The 16,707-nt window shown below is 47.5% G+C and carries 14 protein-coding genes; 5 read left to right on the top strand and 9 right to left on the bottom strand.

Annotation, left to right across the window (positions count from 1 at the left end):
- Positions 1-177 precede the first annotated feature (177 nt).
- From ACFSUS_RS24135 to msrA, 8 genes are all read right to left on the bottom strand, one after another.
- Positions 178-471, bottom strand: a complete 294-nt coding sequence (locus tag ACFSUS_RS24135; protein WP_381526681.1) for a hypothetical protein — start codon at positions 469-471, stop codon at positions 178-180.
- A gap of 178 nt (positions 472-649) precedes the next feature.
- Positions 650-1,507, bottom strand: coding sequence for a helix-turn-helix transcriptional regulator (locus tag ACFSUS_RS24130; protein WP_381526679.1), 858 nt, complete (start codon positions 1,505-1,507; stop codon positions 650-652).
- A 97-nt stretch (positions 1,508-1,604) separates the two neighbouring features.
- A complete protein-coding gene (locus tag ACFSUS_RS24125) occupies positions 1,605-1,784 on the bottom strand; it encodes a hypothetical protein (RefSeq protein ID WP_381526677.1) in 180 nt (59 codons plus the stop codon).
- Positions 1,785-2,117: 333 nt separating this feature from the next.
- The gene (locus ACFSUS_RS24120) at positions 2,118-4,079 is read right to left on the bottom strand and encodes a cellulase family glycosylhydrolase (RefSeq protein ID WP_381526675.1); all 1,962 of its coding nucleotides are present in this window, start codon (positions 4,077-4,079) and stop codon (positions 2,118-2,120) included.
- Positions 4,080-4,512: 433 nt separating this feature from the next.
- On the bottom strand, positions 4,513-5,175 hold the full coding sequence (locus ACFSUS_RS24115) for a hypothetical protein (RefSeq protein ID WP_381526673.1): 663 nt from the start codon (positions 5,173-5,175) through the stop codon (positions 4,513-4,515).
- Between the two features lie 1,158 nt (positions 5,176-6,333).
- Positions 6,334-6,597, bottom strand: coding sequence for a hypothetical protein (locus ACFSUS_RS24110; RefSeq protein ID WP_381526672.1), 264 nt, complete (start codon positions 6,595-6,597; stop codon positions 6,334-6,336).
- Positions 6,598-7,123: 526 nt separating this feature from the next.
- Complete coding sequence (locus ACFSUS_RS24105; RefSeq protein ID WP_381526670.1) at positions 7,124-8,044, bottom strand: S1/P1 nuclease; 921 nt, start codon at positions 8,042-8,044, stop codon at positions 7,124-7,126.
- 62 nt (positions 8,045-8,106) lie between these two features.
- Positions 8,107-8,685 (bottom strand): peptide-methionine (S)-S-oxide reductase MsrA, encoded by a 579-nt coding sequence (msrA, locus tag ACFSUS_RS24100; protein ID WP_381526742.1) that lies wholly within the window; start codon positions 8,683-8,685, stop codon positions 8,107-8,109.
- A 182-nt stretch (positions 8,686-8,867) separates the two neighbouring features.
- Here msrA and ACFSUS_RS24095 point away from each other — a divergent pair, with 182 nt between their 5' ends.
- From ACFSUS_RS24095 to ACFSUS_RS24075, 5 genes are all read left to right on the top strand, one after another.
- Positions 8,868-9,749, top strand: a complete 882-nt coding sequence (locus ACFSUS_RS24095; protein ID WP_381526667.1) for a PPK2 family polyphosphate kinase — start codon at positions 8,868-8,870, stop codon at positions 9,747-9,749.
- An 80-nt stretch (positions 9,750-9,829) separates the two neighbouring features.
- Positions 9,830-10,708: a PPK2 family polyphosphate kinase gene (locus ACFSUS_RS24090; protein ID WP_381526664.1), complete on the top strand. Its 879-nt coding sequence runs from the start codon at positions 9,830-9,832 to the stop codon at positions 10,706-10,708.
- Between the two features lie 26 nt (positions 10,709-10,734).
- On the top strand, positions 10,735-11,253 hold the full coding sequence (locus ACFSUS_RS24085; protein WP_381526661.1) for an energy transducer TonB: 519 nt from the start codon (positions 10,735-10,737) through the stop codon (positions 11,251-11,253).
- Between the two features lie 207 nt (positions 11,254-11,460).
- Positions 11,461-13,887 (top strand): TonB-dependent receptor, encoded by a 2,427-nt coding sequence (locus ACFSUS_RS24080; protein WP_381526659.1) that lies wholly within the window; start codon positions 11,461-11,463, stop codon positions 13,885-13,887.
- A gap of 29 nt (positions 13,888-13,916) precedes the next feature.
- Positions 13,917-14,807 (top strand): DUF4249 domain-containing protein, encoded by an 891-nt coding sequence (locus ACFSUS_RS24075; RefSeq protein WP_381526657.1) that lies wholly within the window; start codon positions 13,917-13,919, stop codon positions 14,805-14,807.
- Between the two features lie 368 nt (positions 14,808-15,175).
- Here the strand turns inward: ACFSUS_RS24075 and ACFSUS_RS24070 are convergent, their stop codons facing one another.
- Positions 15,176-16,705: a lipopolysaccharide biosynthesis protein gene (locus ACFSUS_RS24070; protein ID WP_381526655.1), complete on the bottom strand. Its 1,530-nt coding sequence runs from the start codon at positions 16,703-16,705 to the stop codon at positions 15,176-15,178.
- Between the last annotated feature and the right edge of the window lie 2 nt (positions 16,706-16,707).

The following is a 16,707-nucleotide window of genomic DNA, read 5'->3' as shown; positions in this document are numbered from 1 at the left end:
CGAATCGTATAGCAACCGCCGAAGTAAGGATTTAAGGCGCGATAGTTACGCCTTAGTACTGGCTAAAAGCTAACGTCAACACGGCTTACGGCCAAACTGCCAACACGAAGCCGGAGCTGGCCATAACAGATCAGGGCCAGCTCCGGCTTCGTGTTGTTTTATAGTCTTACCCAGGCTTTACTTACTGCCACTCTTAGTCTTGGTTTTTGTAGTCGACGATTTCGTGCTGCTAGTTGAACTGGTTCCTGACGTACTACCCCGCTGATCACCTATACTGCCCATGCCATTGGTTGTCCGACCAGACGTTGCACCGCCTTTGTTAGATTGCTGTAGGCCACTGCTCGACCCAGATTTACTTTGTTTGGTAGCCGACTGCGACGAGCTTCCACTGCTGGCACCACCCGATTGAGCGAATGCGCTTGTCATGGCTACCGTCATCGACAAAGCCATAATCATTAATGCATTTTTCATACGATGAATAAGTTTCGGAAGACCTGCTTATTTAATCTTCTGAAAACTGTTGATATAGGCCTTTTGTCATGTGAAAGCTCTATAAGTTACGGAGTGGCCCTTCTTGGTCTGGCGACAACGTATGGTCACAGTCGCGTATACCACTTGTTTGACTTGCAAAAGATAGGACCTACGGGTATTAGACACTTATTTTGGATTCCGTGCGTCGAAAAGCACTTGGGGTCAGTCCGTAATATTTCTTAAAAAGTTTTGTCAGGTGACTACTATCAGTAAAACCAAACTCATCGGTAATTTCAGATATGCTGCTTGTGCTGAATCGTAACCGCTTTTCAATCATCCTAAGCTTGTACTTAACAATATATTCCTGTAGTGACTCGCCGGTTTGGCGTTTAAAAAACACGCTCAAATAGCTCGGCGACAGATGAAAGCGCTCTACCAGTTGCTCGATACGTAATGCATTTGGTTCTTGAATATGCTGGCAGATGTATAACAACATCTCCTCAATTAGTTTGGGCCTTCTTTGTTCGTTCATGGCCACCGACTGCTGGCGGACTACGTTTCGGGCCAGAATTACCAGAATGGCCTTCATCAGGCTGTTGATAATCAACTCATCGTACCTTTCTCCACTGCCATACTCATGAATTAGCACAATCAGCAAGTGATCAACCAACTCCCGCTCAACGGGGTCGGTAACAATACTTCCGCTTAGTTGATAGGGCGTGTTCAGCAGAAACTCAAAGGTGGGTAACCAGTTTGCGAACTGGCCAAGCGTTGGGGCTTTGATAAACAACTGGGTAAAGCGAATGTAGCAAAACGTAGTCGGTACCCCAATCTCAAAATAGTGATAATCTTCCGGACCTAATAGAAACACATCGCCGGTGGCGTAGTCGAAGGTGTTTCCGTTGATAAAATGTCGCCCGCTACCACTTCTGATAAAGATAATTTCATGATAGCTGTGCTTATGGATCGGGTGCGGCCAGTCACTAACGGTGAACTGATAAATATTAAAAGGTTCATGCTGGACGTAGCGCTTCATACCAGGAAAGTACAATAGATAGAACCAATATACCGACAAACAACAAGCCTAACTCACGGTTGACGGGAATAGAGTTGCGCCATTAAATGAGCCGCTCTCATTGTTTAGCCTGTTGGCGTAACTGGCGCACAATTACGTAGGCGGTGACAAGCCCGATACCCCATCGGGCCACTTTTGGTGCCCGACCATCCAGGATCAATAGACTTGCTCCCAATGCGAATGCAAATGCCCCCCGTATTGCATAGCTAGTAGTCGAGTTATCGTCATAGGTAGTCATACAGCATATGAGTTTGAGAAACGAAATGTACCAGGCTTCTTTCTCGTAGACGGCTCCCTCCCCTTGGCGCTACGTTTGGTTAAGTCATGAACGACGCCCCTCAAAAATGACAACTTCTTCAATCCAGTCTACCGAGTTTGATGGAGCAATTTACCGAAATGTTCAATTAATTGACCTAGTAGCGGGTTACAGTGACACAGTTTATGAACAAAGTACTTACAATGCTTTACGTTAGAATCAATCTAACACTACGTTCTGAGTAAGGACCGCCTATTGGAAACGCCAAAAAGGCGACTCGTATAAGTCGCCCTTTTGGTGCACGAAACGGTATTTTTATGGCTTTATGAGCTTGGTAACGCCCTGCTGGGTAGGTGTGCTGACTCGTAGCAGATAGGTCCCTGTTGATCGCCCGAGTCCGAGCCGAACTCGCTCTACCTCACGAGCCGACTCTATTGTGGTCAGATTCACGTTGCGGCCACCGGCATCAACTACCTGCAACCGTAACGGCTGATTAGCAGCACCACGGACCTCAACCTCAACGCTTTCGTTAACAACCGGATTGCCTAGTACTGTTACCGTCAACGCTGGCAGAGGCTCGGCCCCGCGTCGGGCTCCACTGTATGTACAGGCATCTACCCAGTTATAAGAGTAGCTGGCCAGTTTGGCACCCTGCTGCGCTTTCAGCGTAATGGTTGGGTTATCGGTATACAGATTAAGCGTGTAAGGGCCTGGGGCTGTGGTAGGCATCATCTCATTAACGACCGAGAATGACACAGCAGGAGCCGCCGTTCCACTTGTCACACCACTGTATTGTGGCGTGAAACTGAGCCGACGCATGTCGGCCGTTAGCGTCTGACAACTGACCATCGTTACTCCCGAAATTACCAGGCTGGCAGAAGGTGGTGTCGTGCTGCTGCAAACGGATAGCCAATCATAGGCAAAACTAGCCGTATTCTCGCCCTGCTTAGCCTCAAGCCGAATCGTTGGGTTATCGGTGTATAAGTTAAGGGTATACGGCCCGGCAGCCGTGGTAGGAGCCATCTCATTGACCACCGAAAACGAAATCGGCTCGTCGGTTTGACCGTTATACTGCGGAGTGAAACTAACGCGACGCATGGCCGGATTACCCGTTACGGTCTGACAGTTGACAGGGGTAGCGCCGGTAATGGTAAAGTCAGCGGCTCCGAAGGGACTTTTGCTACGTAGCTCGTTCCGTACCAGCTGGCCCGACTGCTTTATCTGGCTAAGGGGCCACCCACCGTCAGCGCTGACATTGACCCCATTACCGGATCGAACCAAAGCCGCCGACGATTCGCCGATGTCGGCTACTGACCAGTTGGCGTGACCAATTTTGTTTTTATCCAAAAATGCCCACCAGGCTCTGGTTTCAACCTCGTTCACAAATCCGTTTCCGCTTGCATCAGTAGTTCCGTACTCAGTCACGAACAGCGCAATACCTTTGTCTAGTGCCGCCTGCGCCCGGTCCCGAAGCCACTGTTTATGGGTGTTCGCGTAATAATGCAGCGTGTAGGCAATATTAGGCTCATTAATTGGATCGGCTGCGGGTTCATCGACATTTTGCGACCAGGTCCGCGTACCACAAATAATAATATTATCAGGATCATACTGCCGGATGGTGCTAATTATTTCTTCGTGATACGGCTTAATCACCGTGGCCCAGGCGGGGGTATTATATGGTTCGTTCCAGGGCTCATAAATGATGTTAGGAATGTTACCATACTTCTGTGCTACTTCACTGAAAAATGCTTTAGCCTCTGTTTTGTAATTCTGCGCTTCGTGAACGTGAAAATCAACGATTACGTAAAGACCCAGGCTAACGGCAGCATCAATGACCGTGAAGACCTTGTTTTTTTCTGCCGTTGCGGCCGCTGGATTCGTTGCGTATCCGCCCACGTCTACGGCCATTGCCGCCCGGATTACGGTTATTTTCCAATCGTCACGGAGCCACTTAATGGCGTTGTAGTTATAAAACTTCGGTATCCACTGACTCCAATACAACGACATACCGCGTAACTGAACAGCCTCGCCACTCTGGCTGACAATACGGTTACCCTGCACGCGCAGCTGTCCGTATTTTTCTACCACTGTTTGTTGAGCGAAACCCGTTGTAAGGCTAGTGCCGATGAGTAACACAGCCAGCAACGCGCTGAGTAAAGAAGGGCGCACCTTTTGCCGCAAAAGTGATTTGCCGTTGGCCGAGCCCTGGCCGTTCAGGCTGCCTTTAAGCCTGTCAGTATGAATGAAAGAAGGCCTCTTACGTATGAGTAAGAACATAGTATTCGGGTTTAGCAATGAAAAGATAGTAATTCACAACTCTGACAATTGATTATCCAGGCCTGGCTATAACGTTGGCAGAGCAACACGTCTCATAAGGAAAGGCGCTTTTGTCGCTCTTGCCCAAATAAGACTTTACAAAGAAAAAGTATGTTTCCGCTGCAGAGGGGTATAAAATTGTCATTTTAACGGTATGAAATGTAAAATGAAGCCGTTCTCTACAGATCTTATCTATACCGTAGATCATTTAGCCGACACTATTCCTATTATTAAAAAAGCTCGATGGACATCCATCGAGCTTTTTTAATACTGAAGCTGTTTAGTATTTTGTTTTTGGTATTTCAATTCCTGCGGACCGGTCGGGATACAAAAACACCCAGATTTTATAAATCCTAAACAGCTTCAATAGCAGGCGTTTATTTACGTGTTCTTCTTAGTTCATTTTTAATTTGAACTTACCATTCGACAGGTTGATCATGTCAGTCTTGTCCTGCTTCTTATACCCGTTTCCTTCCGGATCAATTGAGGAATCATAGCCCGTCGTTTTTGTGATTGCTTTATCCTCCATCTTATTAATCAGTCGTCCCATGCCCCCAAAAACGGTGGCGGAGCCTTTCTCCTTCCAGTATGATCCAGCCAGAGAGCTAGTAAAGGTTGCCTCCAGAGAGCCATCGGCCCCCGTCGTTACTGTGATCGTTTCGTTATTATTCTGAGATTTACCCACGTGATATTCCATCCGCGGCTCCCTGGTTTCTTCGACGTACTTAATAACCGCAACACCTTTGTATGTGGCTGACTCCTGTACTTTTTTTCTGTTCTCTTTCGTGTCAGGGCTATCCGCATCAACTACGAGGTACGTACCGGTTTCGATGATGTCTTTGTTATTGTTGTAACTACCCAACCATATGCGCAGCGACCGATCGGGCTTAATGCTATTAGCTGTTACCCACCAGTAATTTCCGATTCTGATGCGCCGGGGTTGTGTATGATACGGTTTGCCGTCGATGTTGACATCAAACGTATTGTCGTTAGCAATCTGTCCAGAAGCCGTTGAGATAACGGTCAGTACCAGCAACAAGGGAAGAAGAATTTTCATAGTAGTTTTTGTTTTTCGTTAGAAAGGGGGCAGGCTATTAAACAAGTATCAATTACAACCGGGCTGATAATGAGAAGGCAGTAGCCTCGGCCTATACAAAAGTCGGCATAGCAGCCTGATTGTCAAGCTACCATACGTTTGAACCGGAAAAGATAGCGCTTGAATTAGCTAAAATCGTTAATCAACTGCATTAGTAAGTCGGCATCAGTAGCCATTTGCCGCTGCGAAGAAACAGATGTGTAGTTTCTTCGCAGCGGCAGTAACCCAGCTGTAGCAACCAACAGTTAATTAAGTGCCAGTCGCTGGCGAATGAACGAGGATAATCTTCGGAGGTCGTTACGGGTATTCCAACCGCCTTGTGTACTTAAAGGCGGGGAACTCCAAAGTGTATTTATAAAGCATCACGATCAGGTGGCTCTTAGGCTGAGGTCAACCTTACAAGACAGGCTTAGTTACTCCACAATCATCCGCACCATAGCCCATGATGTAAGTCCGTAAGGAATCAGCTAATCTGTGATGTGTCCGATACGCCTTCCAGCGCCTATCTCTAAGCTCGATAATATACTGATCTTGTATGGATTGATCCGTGTCGGCATATCGTTTTTCAATTTGCTGACGCGTATCATCTTCCATTTTATTAAGCCATCCGTAGACTTGACAAATACTAAGGTTTTGGGCCTTTAAAGTCTCTTGTATCTGCTCATGTACCGAACTATCAGACTGCTCGTCTGCTCCGTTATTACAGCCCAGCAGCCCAAAGCTAGCTAGCAGCGGTATTATTACCTTAAACGAGGTAAGCCCGGCACGATTTAGACGACATATAACCATGATCATCAATCAGGTATTTGCTGAAGGTACTCTGCCTCGTTAACTGGACTCTGCAGCGCGTGTTCCGTTAGTTAGCGTTCGGCCATGACCGGGAGCATACCGCAAGGTCTGTGATACGGTCTTAGCCTATTTTATATTAGAGATGACTTTTGAAGTTTAGCCAAAACCGTACTAATTGGGGACCAAGTGGTTAGCGACATAAAAATAGCACCACACTTGTTACTGGCGAACAATCTACATAACGAACAGTTAAACATATTATCAGGTTAGTATAAGGATTTATCTCACCTAACTTGTACAGCCCGGCCTTAGACCAGCCGGGCTTTTTAGTTACTCGTTACCACCATTTTCCTTGATATATTCCTCAAGTAAGGAATCGTTAGACTTTAAGTCGCATTCGGAGGACAAAGCTGACATTCGCTGGTTAATGATAATCAATCGCGCGGCTTCTTCCGGTAGGCAATCAGCCGAGTACCCTTTCTTATAAACAACCAGAGCAAAATTGTCACCATTATGCCAGGCCACGCCCCATAGTAGCAAAGGCTTGTCTAGTTGTTTGGTACATAACCGAAGGCTACGCTTCGGTTTAGTCATTCCAGGCCCGTGATCCGCCAAAAAAGCTTTTGTTAACTCACTATTATAATCGCAGGAGATGCTGAACAAGGTATTATCGTAAAAGATTAGAACCAAATCTTCGACAGAGATACCTGTAATCTTTGACCTGAACGCCCTAAACGTACGAATGTGAGTACATGGTAACGCTATTGTTCCTTTGACGTACGATTGATCTTCTCTAAAATCAGTCGGACTGAGTGAATCGGGCGTTGTGCTGCCTATACGATAGTTTCCTAGACCAACTAGGCTCGACTGGGCACGGCTTAGGTTAGAGAGTAACAGCATCGTAAACAGGCAGTACTTCATTGGGCATCTTGTCGGGAAGGTGCTGACAAGATAAAGCTTTTGTCGTCTGCTATAACTGGTAGGCTGGCCGTAACTAAAGAAACCCCGACACCAGATAATGTCGGGGTTTTCTGTAACCACCGTAACTTAAAACTTAAACTGTTTATATGACGGTGAATTTATATTACGTCACTTTGGATATAAGCTCACTTTTTTAACGTTAATGCCTCACATCACTAACCAGCTCATCGGCTAACCGATAACCGGCCAACGCCACTTGACGCTGAGCGATGGGCTTAACAGTGGCCACATAATCGGCGGGTAAAACAGCGCCTTCCTGGTCCGTTCCGGCGGTTAAGGTATTGCTCCGGTAGGCGTTATCCTGAGCTAGTTGAAAACTTTCTTTTGACCAAATGGCTATATCAGCTGAACCTAGTTGAGAGAGTTGGTTCCGGCTCACTGCATGATGTATCTGTATCGCCAGATTGCTTGCAGCCTGATAGTCGTCTTCCCCTAACAGCATTCCGTCCCAGAACGAGTGTAAATTAATCGTCTGAGCGCTCATGAGCACTTTTATTTTGAACAGGTTCCCGCCCCGGTCCCCTTGCGGAAACTGCTGGTCGACAAGTGCCGCTGTGTGCAACGGCATGTGCACATCACCAGCCAGATGAAACAGCCAGCACAATGCAATGGCTTTCGCGCTGTCGGGCGCATCGCTACGTACAATATGTTGGTTGAGCGCAAAGGCTTGCAGGATGTTTTCTCCAGTAGCCAGCATAGTGTCAGTACGAGCGATACCCTGTTGGGGAGCATAAACGTAGTTAATGTAGTGCCAGCTGGGGTGATCATGGGCATTCCCCCGAATATCATCCGGCCAGCGAGCAGCTAGCATGAACAGGTATTGATTACGCTCATCCTCCGACAGAGTAGACGCGTTGAGCTTATCTGACCACATAGCCGCGTAGTCAGGATGCTGGCGCAGGATCGTTACGACGCGGGCTAGCGTCTGGGGTGAATTAGTTTGCAACTCCCGATAAGCAATGGCCCCGGTGACCATGTGCGTAGGTCTGTTCCAGGCATAAGCGGCAGTTGACAAACTGGTTATGAGCAATAAGCGGCTAAGCCATCCAAATCGATTCATATTGTTCAGCTACTTACTATAATTCAGCAAAAAGCCCCCTAATCAGGAGGCTCTTAAAATGTTTAGTGACTAGCGGTTGCTTTCTCCGCGGGCTTCAATTTCTCTTTGAACACCTTTTTGAACTTATCGAGCTTCGGGGCGATCACGAACGCACAATAACCCTGCTCTGGATTCTTGGCAAAATAGCTCTGATGATACGCTTCAGCTTCGTAGAACGTAGTGGCCGGGCTGATTTCGGTCACGATTGGATTGGCATACGCACCTGCTTTGTTAAGTTCAGCTTTTGCGGTTTCCGCCAGTTGCTTTTGCTCGTCGTTGTGGTAGAAGATCACCGACCGATACTGCGTTCCGACGTCAGCGCCCTGGCGATTCAGCGTGGTTGGGTCGTGGCTACGGAAAAACGCTTCGAGCAGCTCCTGATATGTAATCTTGCTAGGGTCGTAGGTTACCTCCACACATTCGGCATGGCCGGTTGTGCCGGTACAGACCTCCTTGTACGTTGGATTGGGCTTTTGGCCTCCTTCATAGCCCGAAACAGCATCGATGACGCCATCGAGCGATTCATAGAGAGCCTCTGTGCACCAAAAGCAGCCCGTTCCGAAGGTTGCTTTGGCTAGATCAGCAGATTGATTTGTGGTCATAATTGTCGGTTTGTGTTGACTAACGGGTTGGGTTTGTCCTACCAGCCCTACGGCAGACAGGATGGCCGTTGTTAAGACAGTTAATTGTTTACGGAACACAGTCGCAACCATTAGGTTGGTTTATGGTTGATAAGCTACAAGAACAACGTAACTGATCTTCGTAAAGTTTACGACACTACGCCGTGAAAGAATTTGACACCAATCGCTTCCGCTATGATGGCTCAGCCCCCATCAAACTGAAAAAAGCGCCTACCAAAGTAGACGACCTTTATGAAGACGACGATCATTATGAGGCTTTGCTGCGCGAACAGGCCGCCGAGATCGATAAGTGGCAGACAAGCATGTATGCTTACAACCGCTATGGGCTATTAGTCATTTTTCAGGCGTTGGACGCAGCCGGTAAAGATGGCACCATTCAGCATGTATTCACGGGTACTAATCCGACCGGTGTTCGGGTCTATTCGTTTAAGCGCCCTACCGATCAGGAGCTTGACCATGATTTTTTGTGGCGGAGCTGGCGTGAGCTGCCCGAGCGTGGCACAATCGGCATTTTTAACCGCTCCTACTACGAGGAAGTGCTGGTTACGAAGGTACATCCAGAGATTTTAACGGAGAGTCAGCGCTTGCCCGAAGAGCAGACCGAAGATTTGGATAAGCTCTTTAAGCGTCGGTACAGCGCTATTCGTAATATGGAAAAGTTCCTGCATCATAACGGCTTTCCTACAATCAAGTTCTTTTTGCACGTGTCAAAAGAAGAGCAGGCCGACCGGCTGATTGCCCGCATTGAAGACCCCGCCAAAAACTGGAAATTTGACGAAGGTGATGTTAAAGAGCGCAACTTCTGGGATGATTACCAGAAGGCCTACGAAGATGCCATCAATGAAACAGCCACTGACCGGGCTCCCTGGTACGTAATTCCGGCGGATGACAAAAAGAATATGCGGCTGCTCGTGGGCAGCATTCTGATTGAGGAGCTAAAGAAGTTACCCATTGCCGAACCCGAACCAAACAAAGAGCGGTTTGACGAGCTTCAGAAACTGATTCCGGTTATCAAGGCGCAGTGAAGCAGGTAGGGCTGATTTTCCTGAATCGGCTGCAGTTTGACTCTGTTGCCAGGCCGGTTCTGGAAAATCACACTATTAGCATGAAAAAATTAAACGCCACTAGTTTCCGCTACGACGGTAGAAAGAAATTTTCGCAGGAGTCGACAACCCTGATCGCACCCTTATACACCGACGAAACCGACCACGCCAACCAACTTGCCGAGCTGGCCGAACGTATGGACCAGGCTCAGAACCGCATGCATGCAGATGAGCACTATGGATTGCTTATTGTGTTTCAGGCTATGGATGCCGCCGGAAAAGACAGCAGCATCCGACGCGTGTTTAAGGGCGTGAATCCCTCCCGGTTCGTAATGGTTCCGTTTAAGAAACCGGCGGACGAAGATCTGAAACACGATTTTCTGTGGCGGTTCTGGCAGGAGTTGCCTGAGCGCGGCCACATTGGTGTGTTCAACCGCTCGTATTACGAAGAAGTCCTCGCGCTACGTGTCCACCCGGATCGGTTAAAAGAGCAGCTAATCCCGACGAATCTACTGCCGACCGACGACCAAACGCTTTGGAAGCAGCGCTTCGGTGATATTGTCCACTTTGAGGATTACCTGTTCCGGAATGGTTTTCCTATCGTTAAGTTTTATCTCCACGTATCAAAGGCAGAGCAGGGTAAGCGGTTGATTGCCCGGCTAAGTGATCCTGAAAAGCAATGGAAATTTAGCGAAAGCGACCTGGAAGAACGTCAGTTCTGGCCCGAGTATATGCAGGCCTATGAAGATACGATCAATGCCACGGCTACCCGGCAGAATCCCTGGTACGTGATACCGAGCGACGACCGCCCCAACCAACAGCTGATCATCGCCCACATTGTCACCGAAATATTAGAATCATTACCAACGGCCTTTCCCACGACAGATACGAAAGAAGCCAAAAATTTAATCAAACAGATTGAGCAACAAGATGTTAAGTAGCTATACACCTTCACAACGTTATAGCTATGCATCTACTAAAACTAGTCACCTGTTTTTTTCTGCTTATCACAAGTTGCGTGTACGCTCAGCCAAGCGAGCCTGCTCTAAGCAAAGACCCGGTATTCAACGCTGTTTTGTTACGCCAGATCCGGTATCCAGTTCTGGCCGAACGTACTGGCGTTTACACGAGAGTGTACGCCAGCTTTCGGCTAAATGAACAGGGGCACATTGAAGCTATCACCCTTATTAGTACCGACCAAACAAAATATGGCTTTGGCGAAGCCGTAGTAAAGGGGCTCAAACATATGCCTGCCCTTAATCCACGATACGCCGGGCAATACATTGTGCCCATTGACTTCGCCTATATCAACTACGACGAAAGCCCCGAGCCGCTACTTCCTCCCGTTCAGGACTTACCCATTGTCTACTATCAAGGATGCACTTTTCTTCACGAGATTCGAATTGTCGGAAATAGCCGCACGTACCGTCCAAACGGAGTATTAACACCAACGCCGTTGAATTCACCGGGCCGGGTATATTACTGAAATGGTCGGTTATGCATGCATTATACTATTCACAAAAGCATGTCAATTTATTAATTTTATCCAAATTAAAGTGCCGTTCAGCACTGATTTTAGCCGCTTTATCTAAATTTTAGTCAATCCACCAGTCCGTAATCGTAGTTTTACGTTGTTAATCAGGAACCCGAGGCCACAGGAATAACTAAACCTGTGGCCATCCTCGCTAACTTTATGAAGCACAACGTACTAATTTACCTATTCGGCCTGCTTGCTCTACTGGTGGTTATCAACCCTACCGAAGCTCAGACGAATCAAAATATACTTAACCCGAATAACGCGCAGAGCAGATTTACGGTCAGTGGCTATATCAAAGATGCTGCTGACGGTGAAGGATTAATTGGCGTATCGGTTTTTGTAAAAGAAGCAGGTACAGGCGCCGTTACCAATAATTATGGTTTCTATGCCGTCACGGTGCCGACCGGTACGTATGACCTGGTTATATCCTACGTTGGTTATGAGAAACAAACCAAATCCGTAACCTTAACTGACCGCAATGTCCGGCTTGACGTTGAGCTAAAGGAGGAAGGCAAACAACTCCAGGAAGTGGTTGTGTCGACTAAGCGCGAAGACGATAACGTCAAAAACATTGAGATGAGCGTTAACCGGATTGATGTGAAAACCTTGCAACGCATTCCGGCTTTACTCGGCGAAGTCGATGTCATACGTAGCATTCAACTCCTGCCAGGCGTTTCGACGGTTGGTGAAGGAGCGACCGGGTTCAACGTTCGGGGTGGCAGCATCGATCAGAATCTGGTCTTACTAGACGAAGCACCCGTCTATAACTCGTCGCACCTATTTGGCTTCTTCTCGGTGTTCAATCCCGATGCGGTGAAGGACGTAAAGCTGATCAAAGGGGGTATTCCATCAAATTACGGAGGACGAATTGCTTCAATACTGGACGTTCGGCTAAAAGAAGGGAACGCCAAAAAACCCGAGCTAAACGGTGGTATCGGTTTAATCTTTAGCCGCTTATCGTACGAACGCCCATTGTTTAAAGGCAAAGGCTCCTTTATTATTGCTGGTCGTCGCTCGTATGCTGATATTCTGGCTCAGCCCTTTTTAAACAGCGATTTGAAGGGATCAAGGTTTTATTTCTACGACCTGACAGCAAAGGCAAATTACCGTATCAACGACAAGAATACTGTGTTTTTGTCGGGTTACCTGGGTCGCGATGTTTTTGGGGCCGACTTTGGTTTTAACTGGGGGAACACAACGCTGTCGACCCGCTGGAACCATGTATTCAGCGATAAATTATTTCTCAATACTACCGCCTACTACAGCAATTACGACTACTCGCTGGATAGCGACTTGAAACGGAAAGACCCACAGGACTATTTTCGCACCGATTCCCGAATTGTTGATTATAGCATCAAGCCCGATTTCTCGCTGTTTCTCGGCAAAAGTACCCTAACTTTTGGTGGGCAGAGTATTCTACACGATTTCCAGCCAGGAACGGCTACTGCAGCCAGTTCGGGCGACATTCGCACGTTTGGCTTATCCAGCAAATATGCGCTGGAGAATGCACTTTACATTGGCAACGAGCAACAAGTATCGCCTAAACTGCAACTCCAGTACGGTATACGCTATTCGCTGTTCAACTACATTGGTCCAGGCGAGGCCTACACCCTCGACACGAACGCCCCTGCTGATAGCTCACGACCGATTATTGCTACCAGAACTTACAAACGTGGCGAAAACATCCAGACTTATGGCAACTGGGAACCTCGATTTTCGGCTAAGTATGAGCTGAGTAACAACAGCTCGCTTAAACTAAGCTACAACCGCCTGGCGCAGTACATTCACCTGATTTCGAACACAACGGCCTCAACCCCACTCGACATCTGGACGCCGTCAACAAACAACATTAAGCCTCAGATTGCTGATCAGATTGCCGGTGGGTACTTCAAAAACTTTGGTCGCTCTGTAAATGGCTCCGGCAGTGAATTTGAAGCCTCTGTGGAGGTGTATTACAAATGGTTGCAAAATCAGATTGATTATATCGACGGCGCTAACCTAATCCTGAACCGTTACCTGGAGAGTGAGTTGTTGAGCGGCCGGGGCCGGGCCTACGGCGCTGAATTTTTCATAAAGCGTACAACGGGCGTAGTCAACGGCTGGGTCAGCTATACGCTGGCTAAAACTGAGCGTCAGGTAATTGGTATCAACAATAACAACTGGTTCCCAACCCGCTTCGATAAGACGCATACGCTGACGTCGGTATTGTTGATTGATCCGCCCCAGGCCAAGCGCTGGAATTTCTCGGCAACGTTCACCCTGGCCAGTGGTACACCGGCTACGTTTCCGACCAATCGCTACGAAGTACAAGGAATTGTAGCCCAAGTTGTCAACGGCCGAAATAACTACCGTATCCCCATGTATCATCGGCTTGATTTGGCTGCTACGTTACAGGGCCGTCGACGACCAAATAAGCGCAAAGAAGACAACTGGGTATTTTCGGTGTATAACGTTTATGCCCGTAAGAACCCCTTCTCGGTTTACTTTCAGGCCAATGAAGATAATCCCCGGATAACGGAAGCCATTCGTTATTCTGTTTTTGCAACGCTGATTCCGTCGGTGACGTACAATTTTAAATTTTAAGGAGCCTCTTTCGGAGAAGATTTTGAACTATGAAAGCACAACTGTTATTCATTTTTGGGCTTCTTTTTGTTGTCGGGCTCACTAGCTGTGAGACCGTGATCGACGCTAAGTTAGATCAGGGCCCAACGCAGCTTTCGGTCGACGGAACGATAACTGACCAACCTGGCCCACAAACCATTCGGCTGACCCAAACAGCAGCTTATTTTGATAACCGTACACCGCCTATAGCATCCGGCGCTACTGTAACCGTTTCTGATAATACCGGCAAACGCTTTACATTCACGGACCCCGATAATGACGGGTATTATGTGTGGCAACCGGCAGCAAAAGATACGCTGGGGCGCATTGGCCGCACCTACAGCCTGAGTATTGTCTTTCAGGGTGAAACATACACCGCTACGTCAAAAATGAACCGGGTGCCATCGGTAGACTCTATAATTTTTAGAAAAGAGAAAATCAACCCGTTGTCGTCAACGGAAGGCTACCAGGCTGAGTTTTTCGCCCGCGATTTTCCGGGTGCTACTGATTATTACCGGGTTCGCTATTTCCGGAATGGTACACTCCAGAATAAAGCGCGAGACATTATTACACTCAAAGATGCTTCATTTCCTGGCAGTGCCGACACCGACGGACTCGTGTTTATCCGGCCGTTCCGCCAGTCGGTTAACCCTGATAGTTTATACAATCTAAACGATTCATTAAAAGTAGAAATACAGTCGCTCACGGGCGAAGCCTTTGAATTCTGGCAACAGCTCAGTAATCAGATTACCAACGGTGGTTTGTTTGCCACTCCTCCTGCCAACGTACCAACCAACATTATCAACTCTAATCCTAACGGTCGTAAGGCAACAGGATTCTTCACAGCTGCGGCCATTCGAAGCCGATCGGTTCGAGTGATGGAGGAAAATGTAAGAAGGTAAAGTTCAATATTGTATAAAATAATCCCCATTATTGACGGCTCTGGTCTGTCAATAATGGGGATTATTTTATACAATATGCCGAAATGCCAGTTAGGCTGAGAGCTTGTGAATGAAAGTCGATGTGTCGATTAATCGTAGAACAAGGATGCCTGGCACTACAAATAAGATAAATGCAGTAGCTAGTACAAACGTAAACGCTAACCGCAAGATGGCGATCAATAAGTTTATAACAAAGTGAATAATTTTCATAATTAAGCCAGGATTACAATTGCAAACTATGCAACAATAATCAGGCCAACCGATTGATAAGCTGTGCGTTATTACAGACGCTTTACTCTGTCTCTTGGACAATAAGCAATTAACGTTATCTATTTCCGAAAACGCGCTAACAACGGTTGAAACGTAGCACGTTCAATAACCAATACGGCCAGTAAAAACAGTCCAAAAAGAGCTAGATGGATAGGTACGGCAAGCCACAGATTCTGAATGGGAAATTGCTGAGAAGCATAGATTAGCAGACCAGCGCCAACGATGTACCCAATTGATGACCCAACATCGTAAGGCACCGGATAATATTTTTCACCCAGCACGTAACACATAGCCATCATGACAAAGCTTGACGTAGTGAAGGCAACGGCACATCCCATGTATCCTATACGAGGAATCAGTAGTAGGTTCAGCACAACCGTCACGACGGTTCCGGTAACGGTGATCAACGTACCGAAATGCGTTTTGTCACTGAGCTTAAACCAGAACGAGATGTTATAATAAACGCCCAGCAGCAGGTTGCCTAGCAGCAATAACGGCACGACGTCCAAGCCCAGACGATACATTTTCGAGCGCAAAAATAGTTGCCCCAGCAGATCAAGGTTAAGACTGACACCCACCCAGATCAGGACGCAGACAATCACAAACCACTTGGTAACATCCGCCAGTAAGGTTGGTGCGTTTTTGTCTTCGGCGCGGGAGAAGAAAAACGGATCAGCCGCAAACTTGAACGATTGAATGGCCAACGCCATAAAAACCGACAACTTCAGGCAGTTTCCATAAATACCCAATACGTCTTCCGACGAAAGGCCTGGGTAAAAACCGGCCGGTAGCGAATGCCGCAGGAAGAGCCGATCGGTAAGCGCATTCAGCACGCCCGCCAGGTTGGTCAGCATAATGGGAAACGCATAAACGATCAGTGCCTGGCTCTGTGGCCCGCTCAGCTGGAAGCGAAAACCAGAAAACGCCTTCCGCAGAATGATAAAATACAGCCCGTTACCAATCAAATTGGCCAGAAAAATGTAACCAGGTCCAATCTGTGGTTTGTAGATGGCACCGGCGAGAGATTGTAAACTAGTCAGATACTTACCTTCGTATATGTCCTTGCACAACACCAGAAAGAACACATTCAGCGCAACGACAATGACGATGTTGACAATCTTAGCCTGAACGAACTCACGCGCGCGATTCTCGACTCGGAGCCGGGCAAACGGAATGGCTACAATAGCATCAATAGCCACCAAAAATGCAGCCCATTGCACATATAACCCCTGGCCGGGGTAATTGAGCCAGTTGGCAATCTGCGGGGCCAGCACAACCAGCAGGCTCGTTATTACAATACTTACCATCAGAACGATGCTAAGTGACTGGTTGAAAATACGGCTTTTCTCTTCAGCAGGCTGGTTCTTAGAGCGGGCCATAAACCGAAAGAATGCGGTTTCCAGCCCTAGCGTATAGAGAACCAGTAACACGCCCACCCAGCTGTATAACTCGACGTTTGACGCCAGCAAACCCGCTTTTTCAAAAGCGTACGTCTGAATGGGAACCAGGGCGTAATTAAGCAATCGGCCCAGAATGGTACTAACTCCATACAGCGCCGTATCGCTGGCTAATTTCTTAAATGTACTCATCA

The sequence above is a fragment of the Spirosoma soli genome, assembly GCF_042684525.1.
Classification (GTDB): domain Bacteria; phylum Bacteroidota; class Bacteroidia; order Cytophagales; family Spirosomataceae; genus Spirosoma; species Spirosoma soli.
Note: the sequence above shows the minus strand (reverse complement) of the source record. Positions and strands in the feature narration are given on the sequence as shown.